Origin of the sequence: Micromonospora sp. M42 (genome assembly GCF_000568915.1) — a bacterium.
Lineage (GTDB): Bacteria > Actinomycetota > Actinomycetes > Mycobacteriales > Micromonosporaceae > Micromonospora > Micromonospora chalcea.
This window is the reverse complement of the sequence record NZ_KK037233.1, coordinates 1297102-1319153: the sequence shown is the minus strand read 5'-3', so window position 1 is coordinate 1319153 and position 22052 is coordinate 1297102. Positions and strand designations below refer to the sequence as shown.

19 protein-coding genes are annotated in these 22052 nt (G+C 73.1%); 8 read left to right on the top strand and 11 right to left on the bottom strand.

From position 1 onward, the window contains the following. Positions 1-141 precede the first annotated feature (141 nt). The 5 genes from MCBG_RS05770 to MCBG_RS05750 form a co-directional block, all read right to left on the bottom strand. Positions 142-930 (bottom strand): ABC transporter permease, encoded by a 789-nt coding sequence (locus MCBG_RS05770; protein ID WP_223201086.1) that lies wholly within the window; start codon positions 928-930, stop codon positions 142-144. 7 nt (positions 931-937) lie between these two features. Beyond that, positions 938-1732, bottom strand: a complete 795-nt coding sequence (locus tag MCBG_RS05765) for an ABC transporter permease (RefSeq protein WP_043324528.1) — start codon at positions 1730-1732, stop codon at positions 938-940. Then, entirely contained in the window at positions 1729-2736 is a 1008-nt protein-coding gene (locus tag MCBG_RS05760) for an ABC transporter ATP-binding protein (protein ID WP_043324526.1), read from the bottom strand. The genes MCBG_RS05765 and MCBG_RS05760 overlap by 4 nt, the downstream gene beginning before the upstream one ends. Before the next feature lie 17 nt (positions 2737-2753). Further along, positions 2754-4106 carry a glycosyltransferase family 2 protein gene (locus MCBG_RS05755; RefSeq protein ID WP_084789419.1) on the bottom strand — a complete coding sequence of 451 codons (1353 nt, stop codon included), beginning with the start codon at positions 4104-4106 and terminating at the stop codon, positions 2754-2756. A 94-nt stretch (positions 4107-4200) separates the two neighbouring features. Next, positions 4201-4419: a hypothetical protein gene (locus tag MCBG_RS05750; RefSeq protein ID WP_113973761.1), complete on the bottom strand. Its 219-nt coding sequence runs from the start codon at positions 4417-4419 to the stop codon at positions 4201-4203. A gap of 543 nt (positions 4420-4962) precedes the next feature. Here MCBG_RS05750 and glgX point away from each other — a divergent pair. Genes glgX through treZ form a run of 3 tightly spaced genes read left to right on the top strand, consistent with a single transcriptional unit; the run spans position 4963 to position 11117 of the window. Further along, positions 4963-7083: a glycogen debranching protein GlgX gene (gene glgX, locus MCBG_RS05745; RefSeq protein ID WP_043324522.1), complete on the top strand. Its 2121-nt coding sequence runs from the start codon at positions 4963-4965 to the stop codon at positions 7081-7083. Between the two features lie 3 nt (positions 7084-7086). Continuing rightward, complete coding sequence (treY, locus tag MCBG_RS05740) at positions 7087-9387, top strand: malto-oligosyltrehalose synthase (protein WP_043324519.1); 2301 nt, start codon at positions 7087-7089, stop codon at positions 9385-9387. Beyond that, positions 9384-11117, top strand: coding sequence for a malto-oligosyltrehalose trehalohydrolase (gene treZ, locus MCBG_RS05735; RefSeq protein ID WP_043324517.1), 1734 nt, complete (start codon positions 9384-9386; stop codon positions 11115-11117). Before treY ends, treZ begins: the two co-directional genes overlap by 4 nt. A 4-nt stretch (positions 11118-11121) precedes the next feature. Here treZ and MCBG_RS05730 read toward each other — a convergent pair whose 3' ends face one another. Further along, positions 11122-13938: an AfsR/SARP family transcriptional regulator gene (locus tag MCBG_RS05730; protein ID WP_043324515.1), complete on the bottom strand. Its 2817-nt coding sequence runs from the start codon at positions 13936-13938 to the stop codon at positions 11122-11124. Between the two features lie 122 nt (positions 13939-14060). Beyond that, positions 14061-14675 carry a calcium-binding protein gene (locus MCBG_RS05725; RefSeq protein WP_043324514.1) on the bottom strand — a complete coding sequence of 205 codons (615 nt, stop codon included), beginning with the start codon at positions 14673-14675 and terminating at the stop codon, positions 14061-14063. Positions 14676-14911: 236 nt separating this feature from the next. Between MCBG_RS05725 and MCBG_RS05720 the strand changes: the two genes are divergently transcribed. Beyond that, positions 14912-15559, top strand: coding sequence for a maleylpyruvate isomerase family mycothiol-dependent enzyme (locus MCBG_RS05720; protein WP_043324512.1), 648 nt, complete (start codon positions 14912-14914; stop codon positions 15557-15559). An 18-nt stretch (positions 15560-15577) separates the two neighbouring features. On the opposite strand, the gene map is transcribed toward MCBG_RS05720, so the two are convergent. Further along, positions 15578-16351 carry a type I methionyl aminopeptidase gene (map, locus tag MCBG_RS05715; protein ID WP_043324510.1) on the bottom strand — a complete coding sequence of 258 codons (774 nt, stop codon included), beginning with the start codon at positions 16349-16351 and terminating at the stop codon, positions 15578-15580. Between the two features lie 66 nt (positions 16352-16417). Between map and MCBG_RS05710 the strand changes: the two genes are divergently transcribed. The 3 genes from MCBG_RS05710 to bla all read left to right on the top strand — a co-directional run bounded on the left by MCBG_RS05710 (position 16418) and on the right by bla (position 18515). Continuing rightward, positions 16418-16708, top strand: coding sequence for a helix-turn-helix domain-containing protein (locus tag MCBG_RS05710; RefSeq protein ID WP_043324508.1), 291 nt, complete (start codon positions 16418-16420; stop codon positions 16706-16708). A gap of 50 nt (positions 16709-16758) precedes the next feature. Continuing rightward, positions 16759-17367, top strand: a complete 609-nt coding sequence (locus MCBG_RS05705) for a DUF6518 family protein (RefSeq protein ID WP_043324506.1) — start codon at positions 16759-16761, stop codon at positions 17365-17367. A gap of 221 nt (positions 17368-17588) precedes the next feature. Beyond that, positions 17589-18515, top strand: a complete 927-nt coding sequence (gene bla / locus MCBG_RS05700) for a class A beta-lactamase (protein ID WP_043324505.1) — start codon at positions 17589-17591, stop codon at positions 18513-18515. A gap of 12 nt (positions 18516-18527) precedes the next feature. Here the strand turns inward: bla and MCBG_RS05695 are convergent, their stop codons facing one another. Continuing rightward, positions 18528-20006, bottom strand: a complete 1479-nt coding sequence (locus MCBG_RS05695) for a glutamate--cysteine ligase family protein (protein WP_030504053.1) — start codon at positions 20004-20006, stop codon at positions 18528-18530. A 157-nt stretch (positions 20007-20163) separates the two neighbouring features. Here MCBG_RS05695 and MCBG_RS05690 point away from each other — a divergent pair, with 157 nt between their 5' ends. After that, positions 20164-20535: a DUF3817 domain-containing protein gene (locus tag MCBG_RS05690; RefSeq protein WP_043324503.1), complete on the top strand. Its 372-nt coding sequence runs from the start codon at positions 20164-20166 to the stop codon at positions 20533-20535. On the opposite strand, the gene MCBG_RS05685 is transcribed toward MCBG_RS05690, so the two are convergent. After that, positions 20516-21406 (bottom strand): alpha/beta fold hydrolase, encoded by an 891-nt coding sequence (locus MCBG_RS05685; protein WP_043324501.1) that lies wholly within the window; start codon positions 21404-21406, stop codon positions 20516-20518. The two genes, MCBG_RS05690 and MCBG_RS05685, sit on opposite strands and share 20 nt — an antisense overlap. Before the next feature lie 36 nt (positions 21407-21442). After that, complete coding sequence (locus tag MCBG_RS05680; RefSeq protein ID WP_181373790.1) at positions 21443-21991, bottom strand: hypothetical protein; 549 nt, start codon at positions 21989-21991, stop codon at positions 21443-21445. Positions 21992-22052: the final 61 nt, after the last annotated feature.

Here is a 22052-nt window from a genome sequence, read left to right as displayed (position 1 = left end):
GGGCCGGGCCACCGCAGCGGCCGGCGGGTCGCGCCCGGGTACCGCTTGCCGCACGGCGGCAGGTACGCCGTCGGCTGCCCGGTGTCGTCCCGCACCGCCGCCAGGTACCGGCCGGCGACGCCGGCCCGCGTGGCTGCCATCTCAGCTGCCCGCGCTCTCGTACCGGCGCAACCCGGCCCGGAAGACCGCCCACGCCCCGGCCGCGCAGGCCGCCGCGACGACCGGGGTGAGCGCGCCCGCCGTGGTCGAGGCGCCCTTGTCCAGCAGCGCGGCCGTCGGGAAGTAGCCGACGAACGCGACGGGTACGAGCGTCAGCAGCGAGCGCAGGCCGGTGCCGTACAGGGTCAGCGGATAGCGGGCCAGGTCGCCCAGGGTGTGCACGCTCGCCGCGAGCGAGCTGGACGGGCTCAGCAGCCAGAAGACGACAGCGTTGGTGGCCAGGTTGACCGCCAGCTTGACCAGGACTCCGCTGGCGAGCAGCACCACCGCCCAGAGCACCGTCAGCGGCGTCCAGGCCAGGTCGAGGTGGACGGCCGCGGCGCCGAGCAGCGCCGCGCCGAAACCGACGTTGCCGAGGCCGTTGAACCCGACCGCGTTGCCGGTGACCTGGAGCACCACCGGGTAGGGCCGGACCAGCAGGTAGTCCAGCAGGCCGAGGTTGACCAGGCCGCCGAGATGCCAGGTCCCCTCGAACAGCAGGGAGCCGACGCCCTCGGCGAGCATCACCATGGCGCAGACGTACAGCACCTCCCAGCGGGTCCACCCGCCGAGCGCGGTCACCTGCCGGAACACCATCACCACGAAGACCAGCCCGGCGAGCTGACCGAGCACCGTCGCCCCGATGGTCAGGAGCGCGTCGGCGCGGTACTCGAGCACCGCCCGCAGATGCGCGCCGAGCAGCCGGCGGTAGATCCGTGCCTCGTGCATCATCGGCCGGTCACCCGCCGTGCGCGGTCAGCCGCCGCACGCCCGCGGACCACAGCAGCCGGGCCGCGCCCCACAACACCAGAACCCAGAGCAGTTGTACGCCGATCAGCGTCACCGCCTCGGCGCCACGTGCCTGCCCCAGGTAGATCAGCGCCGGGGTGGAGACGATGCCGGGGAACGGGGAGAGCTGGCAGACGACCTGGAGCCAGCCGGGGAACAACGCGATCGGCACCAGCGCCCCGGAGAGGATGTTGGTGACCGCCACCCGGGACAGGCTCAGCCCGTGGAAGTTGCCGGTCCAAAAGCACAGCAGCCCGACGAGGTAGACCAGGCCGAACTTCAGCGGCACCACCGCCAGCAGGCTGAGCAGGAACAGCCCGGCCTGCCCGGCGGCGGGCAGCGCGGCGCCGCCGAACGCCGACACCAGCGTCGCCGCCATCACCGCCACCGTCAGCACTTCACCGACGACGTATCCGAGTGACAGCGCGAAACGCGAGAGCTGGTAGTCGATCGGCCGGACCAGGTCGAGCGCCACGGTGCCGTGCAGCACCGGGCCGGCGATCTGCGCGTCGGTGAAGCTCGACAGCAGCCCCCCGGTCAGGAACGCCACGACCAGGTAGCCCTTCATCTGCTCCCAGGACAATCCGCCCACCTCGCCGCCGGCCGCGCCGGCGAAGACGGCCTGCCAGACCGCGAACAGCGCCACTGTCTGCACCACGACCCCGGTGAGCTGGAGGAGGAACTCGCCCCGGTAGATCAGCAGCGTCGACCAGGACATCCGCGCCAGCGTCAGGTACGCCCTCATGCCGGCACCGACGGGCTCAGCTCGCCGGCGTACGCCCGGCGCACCACGTCCTCGATGGACGGCTCGTCGATCCGGATGTCCACCACCGGCGCCCGGCGGGCGACCACCGAGACGATCTCGCCCGCGCCGTACGCGCCGTGGTCGAACGTGACGGCGATCTGCCGTGCCGACCCGTCGTGGACCAGCCGGACGCCCGGCAGGTCGGCGTCGAGGTCGCCGTGCCAGTCGGCGCCGAGCGTCAGGTGCACGGTCCGCTGGTCGGCGACCAGCCGGCGGACGGCGTCGATCGAGCCGTCGAAGATGATCCGGCCCCCGTCGATGATCACGAGCCGGCGGCAGACCTGCTCGATGTCACCGATGTCGTGCGTGGTCATCAGCACCGTGGTCCCGCTCGCGCGCTGGGCCCGCAGGAAGTCCCGGACGGCCTGCCGGGCGACGATGTCCAGCCCGATGGTCGGCTCGTCGAGGAACACCACGGGCGGTGCGTGCAGCAGCGCGGCGGCCAGGTCGGCGCGCATCCGCTGGCCGAGCGAGAGCTGCCGGGCGACCACCGGCAGCAGCCGGCCGAGCCCGAGCAGCGCGTCGAACTCCTCCAGGCGTGCCGCGTACCGGGCCCGGGGGATGCGGTGGATGTCGCGCAGCAGCGCGAGGGAGTCGCGGACCTGCAGGTCCCACCAGAGCTGGCTGCGCTGGCCGAACAGCACGCCGATGTTGCGGGCGTTGGCGTGCCGGTCGCGGTGCGGGTCGAGGCCGCAGACGCGTACCCGCCCGGCGGTGGGGTGCAGGATGCCGGTGAGCAGCTTGACCGTCGTCGACTTCCCGGCGCCGTTGGGCCCGACGTACGCGACCGCCTCGCCGGAGGAGATCGACAGGTCGACGCCGTCGACCGCCACGTGCTCGACGTGTCGTGGCCGTACGAGGTGGCGCAGCGAGCCGCGCAGGCCCGGCTGCTTGTCGGCGATCCGGAACCGCTTGGTCAGGCCACTGGCCTCGATCACTGGCATCGGCGTTGTCGTCCCGGTCAGCCGGCCGCGACGGCGGCACGGTGGTGCGGGCGCAGCCGCAGCACCGTGCCGAGGCCGTCGACCTCGGTCAGGGTGGTCTCGAACGCGGCGCCCATGACCCGGCCGAGGTAGCCCAGGCTCGCCGGGTCCGGGTCGAACCGCGCCGAGAGCTCCGCGCCGGTGGAGACCAGGTGCACCTCGTCGGCGAGGGCACCGGCGACGTTGACGAACTGGCACAGGTCCTCCCAGTAGAGGTACCGCCAGAAGTCGACGCTGACCACGGCGTCCAGGCTGTCCGCGGCGACCGGTGGCCTGATCCCGACCAGGTGGAAGTTGGCCGGACCGGCCGGCGCCCCGTAGTCGTAGGTCAGCGCGCCGTCGGGCAGCCCGGCCTCGGCGCTGCCGGTGCCGACCCACAGCACCCGGTCGCCGGGCAGGCGGCCGCCGAGCCGCTGCACCGCCGGCCCGATCCGGCACCAGGAGCGGCGTACGCAGTCGTCCATCGCCCGGCGGTAGTGCACCACCCGCTCGGCCGCGCGGGCCACGTCCACCGGCCCGGCGAACTCCCACTCCACGACCGGGTACTTGAGCGCGACCCGATCCAGGTTGTCCATGAAGTCGTTCCAGTTCTGGATGACGTTGCGGTGGTGCGGCAGGTGGTAGACGGCGGCCAGGTCGTCGTAGGCGAAGTTGCGGTTGAGTACGCCGAGGTGCGCGTGCACCCGGTAGAAGAGCTCCATGTCCTCCAGGCCCCAGCGCAGGCCGAAGCCCTCGTCGAAGCCGCCGACCGCCTCGAACACGTCCCGGCGCACCGAGGCGTTGTGGGTGAAGCAGAACAGCCACCCGGCCAGCAGCCAGTCGTCGCCGGACGGTCCCTCCTCGGTCCCGAACCGCATGTCGCCGCCGCCGCGCCCACGCAGCCGGGGTACGGGCATGGTCGGCTGGTCGGCCAGCGCCGCGTGCACGTGCTCGATGCCGGTCTCGTCGCGCCGGCCCATCAGCACCGCCGGCGCGGACGGGTCGCGGTGGTGGTCGAGGTGGCGGCGCAGCAGGTCCGGCGTGGCGTACGAGTCGGCGTCGAGGAACAGCAGCAGCGGCGCGGTCGCCCGGCGCGCGGCCTCGTTGCGGGCCGCCGCCCGGCCGCCGCGCTCGGGCCGTTCGACGAAGTGCAGGCGCAGCCCCTTGCCGGCGTCGGCGATGCCGGAGTACTGGCTGCCGTCCCCGCCGTCGCGGACGACGATGACCTCGAAGCGGTCCGGGTCCAGCGTCTGACGCCGCAGCGACCGCAGCGTGAGCTCCAGGCAGGGGGCGTCCGCGTGGGTGGGGATCACCACGCTCAGCTCGACGGCTCGACCGGGTTCAACGCTCATCTGACGTACCTCTCCGCTTGTCCCACGAGCCGGGCCACCGGCCGCGCTGACGATGGGACGGAGCCGCCGGCGATCGCCGGCGGCTCCGCGATGATCAGTGGCAGTTGACGCAGCACCACTGGATCGGCCGGCCCTGGCACGCGGCGCCGCCGCAGGAGCCCTTGCCCATGGCGGACGGGTCGGTCAGCGTGATCCCGCCGCCCGTCGGCATGGCGTACAGCCCTGCCGACGCCTCGTCGCCGGCGCCCGACCAGGAGACCGCTGTGGTGTCCAGGTCGGACAGGTCGATCGACAAGTTCCTGCTTTCACCCATCGATTCATCCTCTTTTCGGATCGATGTGGACAGTGGAACGAAGCGTAGGCCGGTCCTGGCGGGATTCGCACCGCGCTGATGTAACAGGGAGATAAAGCGAGGCGGAACCGTCAATTCGCGCAGGTGAAGGCCGGTCGGGAACGGAAAGATTCCGGGCGGTGACGCGGCGTAGTTCCGGGATCCACTATTCGAGATGCCCAGGTCAGGTGGGGTTGAATGATGAATCACCGCATCAATTGCCTCCTTCTCCGATCGCGTGAAGCCGATGTAACGAGAAGATAAAGTAGGGGAAGGTGTCAATGAATGCGGGCGACCCTCTATTGTGAAGTGACCTGCTTATTCGCCGACCCCGGCTATGGAATGCCGGGACGGGTGGCCCCGATCGCCGCAGGCGGGCCCGAACGTGACATCCGGCCCCACGAGGGCGGATTTCGGTTACCGTCCGAACGGGTGGATTGACGAGGCGTACGACTGGGCATCACCGGCGTGCGCATCGGCGGCCCCCTGTCCGCTGCGCTCACGATCATGGGCCGAAGGAGCGACATGCAGGTCTGGCCGGGCGAGAGCTACCCCCTCGGCGCCACCTACGACGGGATGGGCACCAACTTCGCGATCTTCTCCGAGGTGGCGGAGAAGATCGAGCTCTGCCTGTTCGACGAGTGGGACATCGGCACCGAGCGCCGGGTGGAGCTGCGCGAGGTCGACGCGTACGTCTGGCACGCCTACATCCCCGGCGTCGAGCCCGGCCAGCGCTACGGCTACCGGGTGCACGGGCCGTGGAACCCGGCCGAGGGGCTGCGCTGCAACCCGCACAAGCTACTGCTCGACCCGTACGCGAAGGCGGTCGACGGGGAGATCACCTGGCACCCGTCGGTCTACGACTACGAGGTCGGCGGCGACCCGGACCGGATGAACACCGAGGACTCCGCGCCGTACATGCCGAAGTCGGTGGTGGTGAACCCGTACTTCGACTGGGGCAACGACCGGCCGCCGCGCACCCCGTACCACCACTCGGTGATCTACGAGGCCCACGTGCGCGGGCTGACCATGCGCCACCCGGGCATCCCGGAGGAGCTGCGCGGCACGTACGCGGCGATCGCCTCGCCGGTCATGATCGAGCACTTCAAGCGGCTCGGCGTCACGGCGGTGGAGCTGATGCCGGTGCACGAGTTCGTGCACGACCACCGCCTGGCCGACCTGGGGCTGCGCAACTACTGGGGCTACAACACCATCGGCTTCTTCGCCCCGCACCACGGCTACTCCGCGCTGGGCCGCCTGGGCCAGCAGGTGCAGGAGTTCCGGGGCATGGTCAAGGCGCTGCACGCCGCCGGCATCGAGGTCATCCTCGACGTGGTCTACAACCACACCGCCGAGGGCAACCACCTCGGGCCGTCGCTGAGCTTCAAGGGCATCGACACGCCCAGCTACTACCGGCTCTCCGAGGACGACCGGCGCTACTTCGTCGACTACACCGGCACCGGCAACAGCCTCAACGTGCGCAGCCCGCACTCACTCCAGCTGATCATGGATTCGCTGCGGTACTGGGTGACCGAGATGCACGTCGACGGCTTCCGGTTCGACCTGGCGGCCACGCTGGCCCGCGAGTTCTACGAGGTGGACCGCCTGTCCACGTTCTTCGAGGTGGTGCAGCAGGACCCGGTGGTCGGCCGGGTCAAGCTCATCGCCGAGCCGTGGGACGTCGGCCCGGGCGGCTACCAGGTCGGCAACTTCCCGCCGCAGTGGACCGAGTGGAACGGCAAGTACCGCGACACCGTACGCGACTTCTGGCGCGGCGAGCCGGCCACGCTCGCCGAGTTCGCCTCCCGCATCTCCGGCTCCGCCGACCTCTACCAGGACGACGGCCGCCGCCCGTTCCACAGCATCAACTTCGTCACCTGCCACGACGGGTTCACGCTGGCCGACCTGGTCTCCTACAACGACAAGCACAACGAGGCGAACGGCGAGGACAACCGGGACGGGGAGAGCCACAACCGGTCCTGGAACTGCGGCGTCGAGGGCGAGACCGACGACCCGGGCGTACGCGCGCTGCGTGCCCGGCAGCGGCGCAACTTCCTGGCCACGCTGATGCTGTCCCAGGGCGTGCCGATGCTCGGCCACGGCGACGAGCTGGGCCGCACCCAGCACGGCAACAACAACGCCTACTGCCAGGACAGCGAGATCGCCTGGGTGGACTGGGACCGGGCCGACGACGAGCTGCTGGACTTCGTCCGCCGGCTCACCGACTTCCGCAACCGGCACCAGGTGTTCCGCCGCCGCCGGTTCTTCACCGGCCTGCCGGTGGGCGGCCGGGCCGCCGGCTCCGGACTGCCGGACCTGGCCTGGTACACCCCGGACGGCCGGGAGATGACCGGCGAGGACTGGGGCAACGACTTCGGCCGCTCGGTGGCCCTGTTCGTCAACGGCGACGGCATCGGGGAACGCGGCCAGTACGGCCAGCGCCACCGGGACGACTCGTTCCTGCTGCTGTTCAACGCGCACGACGCGCCGCTGGACTTCACGCTGCCCGGCGAGGAGTTCGGCAGCCGGTGGGAGTTGGTGATCAGCACCGCGGAACCCGACCCGGAGAAGACGACACTGGTCGAGGCGGGCGGCACGGTCTGCGTGCCGGACCGCTCGCTGCTGGTCCTGGAGAGGACGGCCTGACCCATGCCCGACACCCCCCGCTCGACCTACCGGGTCCAGGTGCGTCCCGGCTTCGACCTGGACGCCACGGCCGAGCTGGCGGGCTACCTCGCCGCGCTCGGCGTCACCCACCTCTACACCGCGCCCCTGCTCACCGCCACGCCCGGCTCCACGCACGGCTACGACGTGGTGGACCACCGCGCGGTCAACCCGCAGCTCGGCGGCGAGCCCGCCCGGGCCCGGCTGGTCCGGGCGCTGCGCGCGGCCCGGCTGGGCCTGGTCGTGGACATCGTGCCCAACCACGCCGGCGTCGCCCGGCCCGAGGCCAACCCGGCCTGGTGGGACGTGCTGCGGTCCGGACGCGACTCGGCGTACGCGCGCTGGTTCGACATCGACTGGGACCGCGGTCGGCTGTTGCTGCCGGTGCTCGCCGACACCGCCGACGCGCTCGACGACCTGAAGCTCGTCGACGGGGAACTGCGCTACCACGAGCACCGGTTCCCGGTCGCCGACGGCACCGGCGACGGCACGCCCCGGCAGGTGCACGACCGGCAGCACTACGAGCTGGTGAACTGGCGGCGCGGCGACGCCGAGCTGACGTACCGCCGGTTCTTCGCCGTGTCCGACCTGGCCGGCCTGCGGGTGGAGGACCCGGAGGTGTTCGACGCCACCCACGCGGAGATCCTGCGCTGGGTCGACGCCGGGGAGGTCGACGGCATCCGCGTCGACCACCCGGACGGGCTGCGCGACCCGGCCGGCTACCTGGCCCGGTTGCGCGCCGCCGCGCCGCAGAGCTGGCTCGTGGTGGAGAAGATCCTGGAGTACGGCGAGGACCTGCCGGACTGGCCGGTCGACGGCACCACCGGCTACGACGCGCTGGCCGCCGTGTCCGGGTTGTTCATCGACCCGGACGCCGAGGCGGACTTCACCGCACTCGACGGCCGGCTCACCGGGCGGCACACCTCCTGGGCGGAGCTGACGCACGCCACCAAGCTGGAGGCCGCCACCCGGCTGCTCGCCGCCGAGCTGACCCGGCTGGCCGCGCTCGTGCCGGAGCTGCCGGGCGAGCAGGTCCGCGCCGCCCTGGCCGAGCTGGCCGCGTGCTTCCCGGTCTACCGCGGATACCCGCCCGAAGGCGCCCGGCACCTGGCCGCCGCCCGCAGCGAGGCAGGCCGCCGCCGTCCCGACCTGACCGGCGTGCTCGACCAGGTCACCGCCCGGCTGCGCGACCCCGGCCACGAGCTGGCCGCCCGGTTCCCGCAGCTGACCGGCGCGGTGATGGCCAAGGGCGTGGAGGACACCGCGTACTACAGGTGGAGCCGGTTCGTCGCGCTCAACGAGGTCGGCGGCAGCCCGGCCCACTTCGGTGTGCCAGCGGCCGAGCTGCACCGCTTCGCCGCCGCCCGGCACGTGCGCTGGCCGGCGAGCATGACCGCGCTGTCCACCCACGACACCAAGCGCGGCGAGGACGTCCGCGCCCGCCTCGCGGTGCTGTCCGAGCTGCCCGGCCGCTGGGCCGAACGGGTCGCCGACTGGATGTCGCGCGCGCCGCTGGCCGACCCCGCGCTGGCCCACCTGCTCTGGCAGACCGCCGTCGGGGCGTGGCCGATCGAACGGGAACGACTGCACGGGTACGCCGAGAAGGCCGCCCGGGAGGCGTCCGTCACCACCAGCTGGGCCGACCCGGACCCGGGCTTCGAGCACGAGCTGCACGCCCTGGTCGACCGGATGTACGACGACCCGGAGCTGCACGCCCAGATCACCGCGTTCGCCGCCGAGATCACGCCGCCCGGCTGGTCGAACGCGCTCGGGCAGAAGCTGGTCCAGCTCGCCATGCCCGGTGTGCCCGACGTCTACCAGGGCACCGAGCTGTGGGAGAACTCGCTCGTCGACCCGGACAACCGGCGGCCGGTCGACTTCGCCGTACGCCGGGACCTGCTGGCCCGGCTCGACGCCGGCTGGCGGCCCGCGGTGGCCGCCGACGGCGCGGCCAAGCTGCTCGTGGTGTCCCGGACGCTGCGGCTGCGCCGCGACCGCCCGGACCTGTTCGGCGGCTACCGGCCGGTGCCCGCGCGCGGCCCGGCCGCCGCGCACGCGGTGGCCTTCGACCGGGGTGGGGCGGTCGCGGTGGCGACCCGGCTGCCGCTGCGGCTGGCCCGCTCCGGCGGCTGGCGGGACACGGCGCTGTCACTTCCCGTTCACGAGTGCACCGACTTGTTCACCGGACGGGTCTACAGTGGTTCTGAGCTGCTCCTTCATGATCTGCTGAGCACCTACCCCGTCGCCCTCCTCGCACCCACCGACTCTGTGGAGGCCGCCGCATGACCGAGTTCACGGTGTGGGCGCCCGAGGCCGCCCGGGTGCGGCTGCGCCTGCCCGGCGTCGCCGACCACGCGATGCGTCAGGCGCCGGACGGCTGGTGGCGGGTCGAGGTCCCCGGCGCCGGGCCCGGCACCGACTACGCGTTCCTGCTCGACGACGACGCCCAGGCGCTGCCCGACCCCCGCTCGGCCTGGCAGCCGGCCGGGGTGCACGGGCCCAGCCGGCTCTACGACCACGCCGCGTTCGCCTGGACCGACGCCGCCTGGACCGGCCGGCAACTGCCCGGCAGCGTGCTGTACGAGCTGCACATCGGCACGTTCACCCCGGAAGGCACGTTCGACGGGGCGATCGCCAGGCTCGACCACCTCGTCGACCTCGGCGTGGACATGGTCGAGCTGCTGCCGGTGAACGCGTTCAACGGCGAGCACAACTGGGGCTACGACGGCGTCTGCTGGTTCGCGCCGCACGAGCCGTACGGCGGCCCGGACGGCCTGAAACGGTTCGTCGACGCCGCCCACGCCAAGGGCCTGGGGGTGATCCTCGACGTCGTCTACAACCATTTCGGGCCCTCCGGGGCCTACGCGCCGCGGTTCGCGCCGTACCTCACCGAGCAGAGCAACACCTGGGGCCGCACCGTCAACCTGGACGGCCCGCACTCCGACGGGGTACGCCGCTACATCGCCGACAGCGTGCTGGGCTGGCTGCGCGACTACCACGTCGACGGGCTGCGGCTGGACGCCGTGCACGCCATGCCGGACGGCCGGGCCGTGCACTGGCTGGAGGAGGTCGCCGCCGAGGTGGAGGCGCTGTCCACGCACCTCGGGCGGCCGCTGTCGCTGATCGCCGAGAGCGACCTCAACGACCCGCGCCTGATCACGCCGCGCGAGGCGGGCGGGTACGGCCTGCACGCGCAGTGGAACGACGACGCCCACCACGCGCTGCACACGCTGCTCACCGGCGAACGGCAGGGTTACTACGGCGACTTCGGCTCGCTGGAGTGCCTCACCGACGTGCTGACCGGCGGGTTCTTCCACGCCGGCACCTGGTCCAGCTTCCGCGGCCGCAGCCACGGCCGCCCGGTCGACAGGCAGCGCACGCCCGGCCACCGCTTCGTGGCGTACCTGCAGAACCACGACCAGATCGGCAACCGGGCCACCGGCGACCGGATCTCCGCCACGCTGTCGCCCGGCCTGTTGCGCGTCGGCGCGACGCTGCTGATGACCGCGCCGTTCACGCCGATGCTGTTCATGGGGGAGGAGTGGGCGGCCGCCACGCCGTGGCAGTTCTTCACCAGCCACCCCGAGCCGGAACTCGCGACGGCGGTCGCCACCGGCCGCAGACGCGAGTTCGCCGACCACGGCTGGGCCACCGACGACGTGCCGGACCCGCAGGACCCGCAGACGTTCCTGCGGTCCCGGCTGGACTGGGCCGAGCTGGACAAGCCCGACCACCGCGAGACGTACGACCTCTACCGGCGGCTGATCGCGCTGCGCCGCTCCCGGGCCGACCTGTCCGACCCCCGGCTGGACCGGGTCGACGTCCGCCACGGCGACCGGTTCCTGGTGATGCGGCGCGGCGACACGCTCGTGGTGGCGAACCTGGCCGGCCGGGCGCAGCGGATCAACCTGCCCGGGGTGGTACGCCGGGTGCTGCTCGCCACGTCCGAGGGCGTCACGGTGATGCGCGACGGGATCGAGCTGCCGCCGGAGTCGGCCGCGATCGCGGCGCTCTGACCGTTCACCGGTGAAGTTTGCGCCGTACCGCCTCGGCGTCGGCGTGACCGAGTTCCTCGTACAACGCGAGTGACCGCCGCCAGGCGTCCCGGGCCGCGTCCGCCCGCCCGGCCGCGGCCCACGTGTCGCCGAGGTGGTCCAGCACGATGCCCTCGGCATGCCGGTCACCGATCTCGGCGAACAGCGCGAGGGCCTGCCGGAAACAGTCCACCGCGTCCTCGTACTCACCCAGATGGTGGTGGGCGAAGCCGATGCTGTCCCACGTGTTCGCCTGCCCGTACGCGCTCCCGGCCCGCTCGGCCAGGGCGAGGGCGCGGCGGCAGAACGTGATCGCGTCGTGGTGCTCGCCGAGCTGCGAGTGGTACCAGCCGATCGCGTTGAGCGCGACCGCCTGCTTGAGCGGGCTCCCGACCCGTTCGTAGAGGGCGAGGCTGCGCCGCGCGTGCGGCAGCGCCTCCCGCGGCTGCCGCTGCCGGTCGTGCAGCATGCTGAGGTCGAAATGGGTGTGCGCCCGCCCCTCGTCGTCGCCCAGCGCGGCGAACAGATCCAGCGCGGCGAGCAGGTTGCGCTGCGCCTCGGCGTACCGGCCGAGGTTGGAGCAGGCCCCGGCCAGGAGCCGGTGCGCCTGCGCCTGCGCCGGCCGGTCACCCGAGCGTCCGGTCGCCTCGACCGCCCGGCGGGCCACAGCGGCCCAGTCGTGCCAGTGGCCCTGCCTGTCGAAGTACGTGGCCAGGGTCCACGAGAGCTGCCCGGTGGCGACGTCGAGGCCGTTGCCGGCGGCGTACTCGATGGTCGCGAGGAGCACCTGGTGCTCGGCGGTGAACCAGGCCAGCGCCGCCGCCAGGTCGTCGAGCCGTTCGGTACTCACCCCCGGCGCGGCGGGGGCCAGGGTCAGCGGGTCGCGCTGCGGGGACAGCAGCAGCGCGGCCGCGTGAGCGGTGTGCAGACGGTGGTCGACCAGCCGGCGCAACGCGGCCCGGGAACCGGCCGGGCCACCGCTGGCCCGTTCGACGGCGAAGCTGCGGACCAGGTCGTGCATGCGGTAGCGGCCCGCGACGTGTTCCTGCACCAGGTGCGCGTCGACCAGCTCGCGCAGCGGCGGGCGCAGCTCGGCCGGCGTACGGGCGGTCAGGCTGGCCGCCGCGGCCCGGCCGATGTCCGGGCCCGGGGCGAGGCCGAGCAGCGTGAACACCTCCGCCGCCTCCGGCGTGAGCGCCGCCAGCGAGCGGGACAGCACCACCCGCAGGTTCGTCGTCACCTCGTCGCCGGTCAGCGCGTCCAGCGGGCTGACCGCTGAGGTCAGCTCGGCCGCGACTGACGACAGGGCAAGTTCCGGGTTGAGCGCGGCGCGGGCCGCCACGATCCCGAGAGCCAGCGGCAGGCCCCCGCAGAACCGCAGGATGGCCGCGACGGCGTCCGGCTGCCCGGCCACCCGCGCGGCGCCCACCTGCCGGACGATCAGCTCGCGGGCCTCGTCGTCGGGCAGCACGTCCAGCGGCAGCGGCCGCGCGCCGTGGGTGGTGACGAGGCCGGCCAGTTGCCGTCGGCTGGTCACCAGGACCGCGCTGGTGGGGGTGCCGGGCAGCAGCGGGACCACTGTGGCGGCGTCGCGGGCGTCGTCGAGGACCACCAGCAGCCGGCGTCCGGCGACGAGCGTGCGGTACAGCGACGCCTGGGCCTCCGGATCGGCCGGTACGCGTGCCGGTTCGACGCCGAGCGCCTCGAGGAAGCCGCGCACCGCGACCGGCCACGTCACCGGGTCCGCTGTCGGGTCGAAGCCGCGCAGGTTGACGTAGAGCTGCCCGTCGGGGAAACGGCCGGCGTTGGCGTGCGCCCAGCGCAGCGCCAGCCAGGTCTTGCCGACTCCACCGCCGCCGCCGATGGACGAGATCACCACCGGTGACCCGGCGCCCTCCGGGTGGCCCGCGTCGGCGAGTTGTTCGTCGAGGCGCGCGAGCTGGGCGGTCCGGCCGGCGAAGACCCCTGGTGACGCGGGCAGCTGCCGGGGCACGGCGCCCGCATCCCGGGCCGCGCCGGTGGCCGTCGCGCTCGGCTCTCCGCTGCCTGGCAGGTCCGGCGGCGCGATCGCCGCGTCGGCGGTGAGGATCTGCTGGTAGAGCTGCGCCAGCGGCGGGCTGGGGTCGGCGCCGATCTCGGCGGCCAGCCTCCGGCGCAGCCGGTGGAAGTGCTCCAGCGCGTCGGCCTGCCGCCCGCACCGGTACAACGCGAGCATCGCCTGCGCCGCCAGGCGCTCGTCCCACGGATACCGGCCGCTCAGATCCAGGACGTCGGGAAGGAGACGGACATGCCCGCCGCGGCGCAGCGCGATGTCGTTGCGGTCCAGCGCGGCCGCGAGCCGCTGCCGGTCCAGGGTCTGCCGGTACGCCGCCAGCCACGGCGTGGTCAGGCCGTCGAACGCGTCACCGCGCCACAGCCCCAGCGCCCGCTCCAGGCAGCCGATCGCCGTCGCGTCGTCAGCGGCGCTCCGGGCCTGCTCGGTCAGCGCGCGGAAGCGGTGCAGGTCGACACGGTCCGGGTCGACGGCGAGCAGATAGCCGGGATGACGCCGGACGATGCGGACGTCGTCCGTGCCGGCCAGCGCGTGCCGCAGCCGCGACAGGTAGCCACGCAGCGTGGCGGCGGCCCCGTCCGGCACCTCGTCGCCCCAGACCCGGCTGATCAGCTGCCCGGTCGCGACGACCCGGTTGGGCTCGACCAGTAGAGCGGCGAGGACGCACTGCTGACGGGCGTGACCGACCCGGACCGCCCGGCCGTCGATCCGGACGTCCAGGTCGCCGAGCACCCGGAACTCCACCGCCACGGAGTGTCACGGTAGCCGCGTGCGGTGGTGGTCGGACCGGGCGTGACGACGATCCGACAGGCGGCAGCGCGCGGTCCGCGGGCCCCGTTGTCCGAGCCCCGCGGACCGCCGTGCCGACTGGATCACGGGCAGTTGACCACGATTTCCACGCTGGTACGGCAGTCGTCGAACACGACGTCCGGGCCTCCGTCGCCGTCGTCGAAGCCGGGACCGCCGACCAGGGTGTCCGCGCCCTTGTCGCCGAAGAGGTGGTCGTCGTTGCTGCCGCCGTCCACGCGGTCGTTGCCGTCCAGGGCGCTGGGTCCGATGAAGCGGTCACCGTGGATGGTGTCGGCGCCGCCGTCGCCGTGGAGGTTGTCGTTGCCCAGGTCGCCCCAGATGTCGTCGCCGTTCAGCCCGCCGTAGACGATGTCGTCGCCACTGTTGGCCTGGATGTCGTCGTTGCCGGGGAGGCCGCAGATGACGTCGTCGTAGACGCTTCCGACGATCACGTCGCGAAGGTTAGTGCCGACGATGAACTCCGGACCGTTGGCGTTGTTGCTGACGTAGGCCGCGATGGCGAACCTCAGGGTGTATCCGGCCGGCACCGGCGCCCCGGAGTAGGGGCCGCAGTCGGGGGGGACGATGTAGGCCGCGGACGCCGGGGTGGCGCCGCCGGCCAGGCCCGCGGCGGCCAGGACGAGCGCCCCGATCGCCGAAGCGACGGTACGCGGGGTGAAGAGGAACCTGTGTGACATGACGCTTCTCCCTTGCGGTTGATGTGTGCGAGAAGCGTCACCGGCGAGCGTTCAGCGGACGTGCAGCAAACGTGCAGCCCGCCCGCCCTCAACGCCGATCTTGGAGTTGTGGCGCCTCGAAGGTCGCCCATGCCCGGTTTGCGAACCACCACAACTCCAAGATCGGCGGGGCGGGAGCGGTGAGTTCGTCCAGGCAGCGCGGTCCTACCTCCGACGACCCGGCCCCTGGAGGTTTCATGTCCGACACGCTGACCCGCCGTGAGCTGTGGGCGCTCGCGCACGCCGAGCGCGCCGCCCTGGCCGACGACCTCGCCGGAATCGACGCGGCGCAGTGGGCGCGGCGCTCGCTGTGCGGCCGGTGGACCGTTGAGGAGACGCTCGCGCACATGACCGCGGCGGCAAGCGTCGGCCCGGCCCGCTGGGTCGCCAGCGTGCTCGGCGCCCGGTTCGACTTCGATCTGCACAACGACCGCCGGCTGGCCGAGCACCGGGGTGCCGACCCGGGGGAGACGCTCGACCGGTTCCGGCGGATCATCGGCAGCACCACGTCGACGTTCGGCCCGACCGAGGCGTGGCTCGGTGAGGTGGTGGTGCACGCCCAGGACATCCGGCGGCCGCTCGGCTTGACCCGGACGCCCCCGGTCGAGGCGGTGACGCCGGTCGCCCGGTTCTACGCCGGGCGGGACTTCACGGTGGCCGGGCGCAGCGCGATCGACGGCCTGCGGGTGGAGGCGACCGACGGGCCGTTCACCGCCGGCGACGGCCCGCTGGTCAGCGGCACCACGCTGGCGCTGACGATGGCGATGGCCGGGCGGGCCGCGTACTGCGACGACCTCACCGGGCCCGGTGTCCCCACGCTGCGGGAGCGCTGCACGCCCGTGTGACCACGGCGGGTGCCCGGGTCACGGCTTCGGCAGCGTCAGGATCTCCGCGCCGTCGTCGGTGATGGCGATGGTGTGCTCGCTGTGCGCGGTGCGGCAGCCGGTCGCGCTGCGCAGCGTCCACCCGTCGGCGTCGGTGACCAGCGTGGCGGTGTCCGCCATCACCCACGGCTCCAGCGCCAGCAGCAGCCCGGGGCGCAGTTTGTACCCGCGTCCGGGGCGGCCGGTGTTCGACACGTGCGGGTCCTGGTGCATCGTCGACCCGACACCGTGCCCGCCGAACTCGGTGTTCACCGAGTATCCGGCCGCGGTGAGGACCGATCCGATGGCGTGCGAGAGGTCGCCGATCCGGGCGCCGGGACCGGCGGCGGCGATCCCGGCCTGCAACGCCCGCTCGGTCGCGTCGATGAGCGCGACGCTCTCCGCGGGCCGGGCGTCACCGACGAGGAAGCTGATCGCGGAGTCGGCCACCACTCCGCCGAGGCTGACGGCCAGGTCGAGGCTCAGCAGGTCGCCGTCGGCGAGCGTGTAGTCGTGCGGCAGGCCGTGCAGCACCGCGTCGTTCACCGACGTGCAGATGTAGTGGCCGAACGGCCCGCGCCCGAAGGACGGCTCGTAGTCGACGTAGCAGGACTGCGCCCCGGCCTCGACGATCATGCGCTGGGCCTGCCTGTCGATGTCGAGCAGGTTGGTGCCGACGGTGGTGCTGCTCCGGAGGGTCTGCAGGATGTGGGCGACCAGGGCGCCGGTGTCCCGCGCCCGCCGTACGTCGGTGGGGCTCAGGATCTCGATCATGCGGGCGCCTTCCTCACGCGACCAATAAGTATCCCGGTCATGTTATCCCGGTATTAGAATCTCGGCATGGTCCGGTTGCCCCTCACTCCCGCCGAGGTCGAGCGCGGGCAGCGCCTCGGCGCGCTCCTGCGCCGCGCCCGAGGTGAGCGATCCATGCTGCTCACCGCGCTCGACGCGGGTGTCTCCCCGGAGACGCTCCGCAAGATCGAGTCCGGCCGGGTGGCCACCCCGGCGTTTCCCACCATCGCCGCCATCGCCGACGTCCTCGGCCTCTCCCTGGATGCGGTCTGGTCGGAGATCAACCACTCCGACGAGGTGGCGCGTCTCGCGCCGTCCGAGCGGCGCCTCGCCTCGTAGGGCAGCCCTCTCGACGGGGTCGAGCATACCGAGTATGTAAGATTCCGCGCATGCCACCCTCGCGTCGCGCCGTCGCGCTTGTCGTTCCCGTCGCCGGTTTCCTGCTCGGCTTCCTGGACTTCGTCTGGATCAAGTGGGTGCCGTTCCCGTTCGCCGAACTGGGCAACTCCACAGCCACCTGGGCGGTGGCCGCGTTCGCGCTGGGCTGGTGGATCCGGTCGGGCGCGGTGCGCGCCGCCGTGGCCGCCAGCGTCCTGCTGATCGTCGCGGTGCCCAGCTACTACCTGGCGGCGACGCTGCTCCAGGGCGACGACCTCGCCGTGATCTGGGCGCTCACCTCGTTCGTCTGGATGGCGTTCGGCGTGGTGGCGGGCGTGGTGTTCGGCGTCGCCGGCATCTGGGCGCGGACCGACGGATGGCGGCGCGTCGTGGGGACCGCGCTGCCGGTGGCCGTGTTCGTGGAGGAGGCGCTACGGTTCGCGCTGAAGTCCGGGTCCTACCCCGGAGCCTGGTGGAACGTGGCGATCGACCTCGGGCTGGCCGTGCTGCTCGTGGTGCTGATCGGCCGGTCCGCCCGGGTACGGCTGCTGGCCGCCGCGGTGGCGCTGCCGCTGGCTGCGGCGGGCGCGCTCACGTTCGCCGCCGTCGCGGGGACCTGACCTGCCCCGCCGCCGAGGCTGCGAGCCACCCCGCCGGCCGAGGATGCGGGCCACCCCGCCGGCCGAGGATGCGGGCCACCCCGCCGGCCGAGGATGCGGGCCACCCCGCCGGCCGAGGATGCGGGCCACCCCGCCGGCCGAGGCGGCGGACCACCGGCCCGACCGGGATCGGCGACAATGACCCGAGAACGGCGTGGTCCGGATGACGGGGGAGGAAACGGATGATCCGACGGCAGGTGCTCACGGCGGCGATGCTCACGGCGACGGCCCTGGTGGCCGGCTGCACAAAGGACCGGCCCGAAGCCGCGCCGCCCACCAGCGCCCCGACCGCACCCGCCACGTCGGCGACGCCGAACGCCGAGCCGGTGCCCGCGCCGGCCGAGCTGGCGGCGCTGGAGCGGCGCTTCGGCGCCCGGATCGGCGTCTACGCCGTCGACACCGGCACCGGCCGCACCCTCGCACACCGGGCCGACGAGCGGTTCGCGTACGCCTCGACGTGCAAGGCGCTCGCCGCCGGCGCGATGCTGGCCGCCACGTCCGACGCCGACCGGGACCGGGTGGTCCGCTACCGGCGCGCCGACCTGGTGGCGCACTCACCGGTGACCGAACGGCACGTGGAGACCGGGATGACGCTGCGGGACGCCGCCGAGGCAGCGGTGCGGTACAGCGACAACACCGCCGGCAACCTGCTGTTCGACGCGCTCGGCGGCCCGGCCGGCTTCGCGCGGGCGCTCCGGGATGTCGGTGACCGGGTCACCCGGCCGGTCCGTACCGAGCCGGAACTCAACGCGGCCACGCCCGGCGACGAGCGCGACACCAGCACGCCCCGCGCGCTGGCCGGCTCGCTGCGGGCGTACACGTTGGGTGAGGCCCTGCCGCCCGCGGACCGGGACCTGCTGTTGAGCTGGATGCGGGCCAGTACCACCGGCAGCGGGCTGGTCCGGGCCGGCGTGCCGGCCGGGTGGCAGGTGGCGGACAAGTCCGGCACCGGCGGGTATGGCACCCGCAACGACATCGCCGTGGTGTGGCCGCCGGACTCCGCGCCGATCGTGCTGGCGGTCATGTCCAGTCGCGGCAGCCGCGACGCTAAGCCCGACGACACCCTGGTCGCCCAGGCCGCGCGGGCGACGGTGACCGCGTTGCGCTGACGGGAGGCCGGCTCAGGGGATGGGCCATTCGTGCACGGGCCGGTTGCTGTGCATCAGGTCGACGTAGTGGCGGACCACCTCGCGCAGCGCCGCCGGACGGTCCAGGTGGTCGGCCGACTCCAGCCGGTGCAGCGTCTCCACCTGCCAGGTCGCGCCGTTGCGGCTGGTCAGGCAGCGCTGCTCGACGATGCCGAGCAGCCGGTCCCGCTCGGCGGGGTCGAGGCCCCACCGGTCCAGCCCGTGGTGGGCCATCGGCAGCAGCCGGCGCAGCACCAGCTCGGTCACCGGCAGGTAGCCCAGGCCGGGCCAGTACACCTGGGCGTCGATGCCGTGCCGGGCGCAGGCGTTGAAGTTCTCCTCGGCCGCGCTGAACGACATCTGCGACCACAGCGGACGGTCGGACTCGGCGAGCGCCCGGACCAGGCCGAAGTAGAACGCGCCGTTGGCGACGGTGTCCAGCACCGTCGGCCCGGCCGGCAGCACCCGGTTCTCCACCCGCAGGTGCGGGCGGCCCTTCAGCACGTCGTAGACCGGCCGGTTCCACCGGTAGATGGTGCCGTTGTGCAGCCGCAGCTCGGCCAGTTTCGGCACGCCGCCGCTGTGCAGCGTGGTGGCCGGGTCCTCCGGGTCGCAGACCGGCAGCAGCGCCGGGAAGTAGCGCACGTTCTCCTCGAACAGGTCGAACACGGAGGTGATCCAGCGTTCCCCGAACCACACCCGCGGGCGTACGCCCTGGGCCTTGATCTCCTCCGCCCGGGTGTCGGTGGCCTGTTGGAACAGCGGCACCCGGGTCTCGCGCCACAGCTCCCGGCCGAAGAACAGCGGCGAGTTCGCGCCGAGCGCCACCTGGATGCCGGCGATCGCCTGGGCCGCGTTCCAGTAGTCGGCGAACTGCGCCGGGCTGACCTGGAGGTGGAACTGGGTGCTGGTGCAGGCCGCCTCCGGGGTGATCGTGTCGGCGGTGGTGGCCAGCCGCTCCACCCCGCTGATCGCGATCGGCAGGTCCTCGCCCCGGGCGGCGAAGATCTGCTCGTTGAGCAGCGCGTACCGGGGATTGGCCGACAGCGTCTCGGCGGTCAGGTGCTCCGGGCGCAGCGTCGGCAGGATGCCGACCATCACCATGTGCGCGCCGACCGTGCGGGCCTTTTCCTCGGCGGCGTTCAGGCTGGCCCGCACGTGTTCCTCGAACGCGGCGGTGCCGGTGCCGGCCAGCCGGCGCGGCTCGACGTTGATCTCGACGTTGAACTGGCCCAGCTCGGTCTGGAACGCCGGGTCGGCGATCGCCTCCAGCACGTCGGCGTTGCGCATGGCCGGGTCGAAGTCGTCGTCGACCAGGTTCAGCTCGATCTCCAGGCCGGTCATCGGCCGCTCCACGTCGAACCGGGACTCGCGCAGCATCTCGGCGAACACGTCCAGGCACCGCCGGACCTTCTCGCGATAGCGGGCCCGGTCCTCCCGGCTGAAGGTACGCACGCCGACGTCCTCGCCCATGGTCACCACCCTGTCACCGTTGGTTCTTCCCAACCTCGCACGGAGTGGCGGGTCAGGAAAGGTCCGCCAGACCCTTTTCTGTACCCCGTGGCGGCCCCGGTGATCCCCGTCGCGGGGCAGCGGGTTCCGTCCGGGCAGCCCGGCCCGGGCGGCTAGCATGGCCGCCGACGGCGAAGGGGAGTGGCTGATGCGCGACGGGTGGATCCGGGCGTTCGTGGTGGCGGCGTTCGCCGAGGGCTGCTCGTGGGCGGCGCTGCTGGCCGGCATGGCGGTCAAGTACGGGCCGCCCGGAAACGAGATCGGCGTGAAGATCTTCGGCCCGATCCACGGCGCGTTGTTCGTGGTCTACGGACTGCTGACGCTCGTGGTGGCCTGGCGGCGCCGCTGGACGCTCGTGCAGACCGGGCTGGCCCTGGTCAGCGCGGTGCCCCCGTTCGCCACAGTGCTGTTCGAGCGCTGGGCGCGCCGCCGGGGCCTGCTCGACGCGCCGGCCCCGGTCGCGCGACCGCTCACTCCCGCCGGTCGCTGACCGAGGCAGGGTCCTCCGCGAGGAAACCGGCCAGCACGTCGGTCAGCTCCCGCGGCGCCTCCTCGGCCATGTGGTGCCCGGACGGGATCGAGGCGGTCCGCACGTCGTCGGCCCAGTCCCGCCAGATCGCGGCCGGGTCGCCGTACAGGTCGACCATGTCGTCGCGCTCGGACCAGGCGAACAGCACCGGGCAGCCGATCCGGCGTCCGGCGGCGCGGTCCGCGTCGTCCGCCGCCCGGTCCGGACCGAGCCCGGCCCGGTAGTCCTCACACATGGCGTGCACGGTGGCCGGATCGTGGATGGCTCGGCGGTAGTCGGCGTACGCCTGCTCGCCCATCTCCTCCGGTGAGCCGCCGTACCAGGCGTCCGGATCGGCGTTTATGACCCGCTCGGCCGGTTTGGCGAGCTGGCCGAGGAAGAACCAGTGCCACCAGCGGGCGGCGAACCGGGCGTCGCAGCGGGCCAGCGCCTCACCGATCGGCACCCCGTCCAGCACGCCGAGGCGGCTCACCCGGTCCGGGTGGTCCAGGGCGGTCCGCATGGCCACGTACGCCCCGCGGTCGTGCCCGACGACGGCGGCCCGGCGGTGGCCGAGCGCGTCGAGCAGCCCGACCACGTCGGCGGCCATCGCCCGCTTGGAGTAGACGGTGTGCTCCGGGTCGCTCGGCGGCTTCGACGAGCCGCCGTAGCCGCGCAGGTCCGGGCAGATCACCGTGTGCCGCGCGGCCAGCCGCGGCGCCACCCGGTGCCAGGTCGCATGGGTACGCGGGTGCCCGTGCAGCAGCACCACCGGCGGCCCGGAGCCGCCGTGGCGTACGCGCAGGCGCACCGCGCCGGCGTCGATCTCGGTGAGCGTGAATCCGGCGAACATGGCCGCAGCGGGGCCCGCCACCGGCGACGGGGAAACCTAGGTCAGCGCGGAGCAGGCGGCCACGCCGAACAGCAGCACGGCGCCCAGCACGGCCTGGAGCAGCAGCGCCGGACCCAGGTGCGACCAGACCGTGGCGGTGCGCGGGGTGAGCAGTTGCCCGGTGGTCAGGTTGACGATCCGCTCGATCCGGGGCGGCAGATCCTCGTCGCGCTGCGCCCGCAGCGTGAGCTGGACGTGGTCGCCGGGGTGCAGCGCGCTCTGCGGTAGGTGGCCGTGCAGCTCGACCTCGACCAGCCGGCCGGCGGCGTCGCGGACCCGGACCGGGGTGACCAGGAACTCCGGCCCCTTCTTCAGCTCCTTGAAGCTGCGCCGGGCCCCGCCGCCACCGCTGCTGAGCAACGCGCGTACCACCTTCAGCAGCAGCCCCACCACCCCCGCGGCGGTCAGCACCGCGACCAGCGCCGGCTGCCCGACCCGTACCTCCCGGGCGTAGCCCTCCATCAACCGGACGAGACGTCCGGTGACGACGCGCTCCGTCGGGTGGACGACGCGACGGGTATGCAGCTCCGTGTCCATGTTCACCACCGAGAGTTCCGATCCGTGCACAGATGGTATCGACCCGTGGAGTTGAACGACGTGAATGAAC

What these genes read in the sequence shown, in the direction of transcription:
- MCBG_RS05770 (WP_223201086.1), bottom strand. Translation starts at nt 930, where the DNA reads ATGATGCACGAGGCACGGATCTACCGCCGGCTGCTCGGCGCGCATCTG.
- MCBG_RS05765 (WP_043324528.1), bottom strand. Translation starts at nt 1,732, where the DNA reads ATGAGGGCGTACCTGACGCTGGCGCGGATGTCCTGGTCGACGCTGCTG.
- MCBG_RS05760 (WP_043324526.1), bottom strand. Translation starts at nt 2,736, where the DNA reads ATGCCAGTGATCGAGGCCAGTGGCCTGACCAAGCGGTTCCGGATCGCC.
- MCBG_RS05755 (WP_084789419.1), bottom strand. Translation starts at nt 4,106, where the DNA reads ATGAGCGTTGAACCCGGTCGAGCCGTCGAGCTGAGCGTGGTGATCCCC.
- MCBG_RS05750 (WP_113973761.1), bottom strand. Translation starts at nt 4,419, where the DNA reads ATGGGTGAAAGCAGGAACTTGTCGATCGACCTGTCCGACCTGGACACC.
- glgX (WP_043324522.1), top strand. Translation starts at nt 4,963, where the DNA reads ATGCAGGTCTGGCCGGGCGAGAGCTACCCCCTCGGCGCCACCTACGAC.
- treY (WP_043324519.1), top strand. Translation starts at nt 7,087, where the DNA reads ATGCCCGACACCCCCCGCTCGACCTACCGGGTCCAGGTGCGTCCCGGC.
- treZ (WP_043324517.1), top strand. Translation starts at nt 9,384, where the DNA reads ATGACCGAGTTCACGGTGTGGGCGCCCGAGGCCGCCCGGGTGCGGCTG.
- MCBG_RS05725 (WP_043324514.1), bottom strand. Translation starts at nt 14,675, where the DNA reads ATGTCACACAGGTTCCTCTTCACCCCGCGTACCGTCGCTTCGGCGATC.
- MCBG_RS05720 (WP_043324512.1), top strand. Translation starts at nt 14,912, where the DNA reads ATGTCCGACACGCTGACCCGCCGTGAGCTGTGGGCGCTCGCGCACGCC.
- map (WP_043324510.1), bottom strand. Translation starts at nt 16,351, where the DNA reads ATGATCGAGATCCTGAGCCCCACCGACGTACGGCGGGCGCGGGACACC.
- MCBG_RS05710 (WP_043324508.1), top strand. Translation starts at nt 16,418, where the DNA reads ATGGTCCGGTTGCCCCTCACTCCCGCCGAGGTCGAGCGCGGGCAGCGC.
- MCBG_RS05705 (WP_043324506.1), top strand. Translation starts at nt 16,759, where the DNA reads ATGCCACCCTCGCGTCGCGCCGTCGCGCTTGTCGTTCCCGTCGCCGGT.
- bla (WP_043324505.1), top strand. Translation starts at nt 17,589, where the DNA reads ATGATCCGACGGCAGGTGCTCACGGCGGCGATGCTCACGGCGACGGCC.
- MCBG_RS05695 (WP_030504053.1), bottom strand. Translation starts at nt 20,006, where the DNA reads ATGGGCGAGGACGTCGGCGTGCGTACCTTCAGCCGGGAGGACCGGGCC.
- MCBG_RS05690 (WP_043324503.1), top strand. Translation starts at nt 20,164, where the DNA reads ATGGCCGCCGACGGCGAAGGGGAGTGGCTGATGCGCGACGGGTGGATC.
- MCBG_RS05685 (WP_043324501.1), bottom strand. Translation starts at nt 21,406, where the DNA reads ATGTTCGCCGGATTCACGCTCACCGAGATCGACGCCGGCGCGGTGCGC.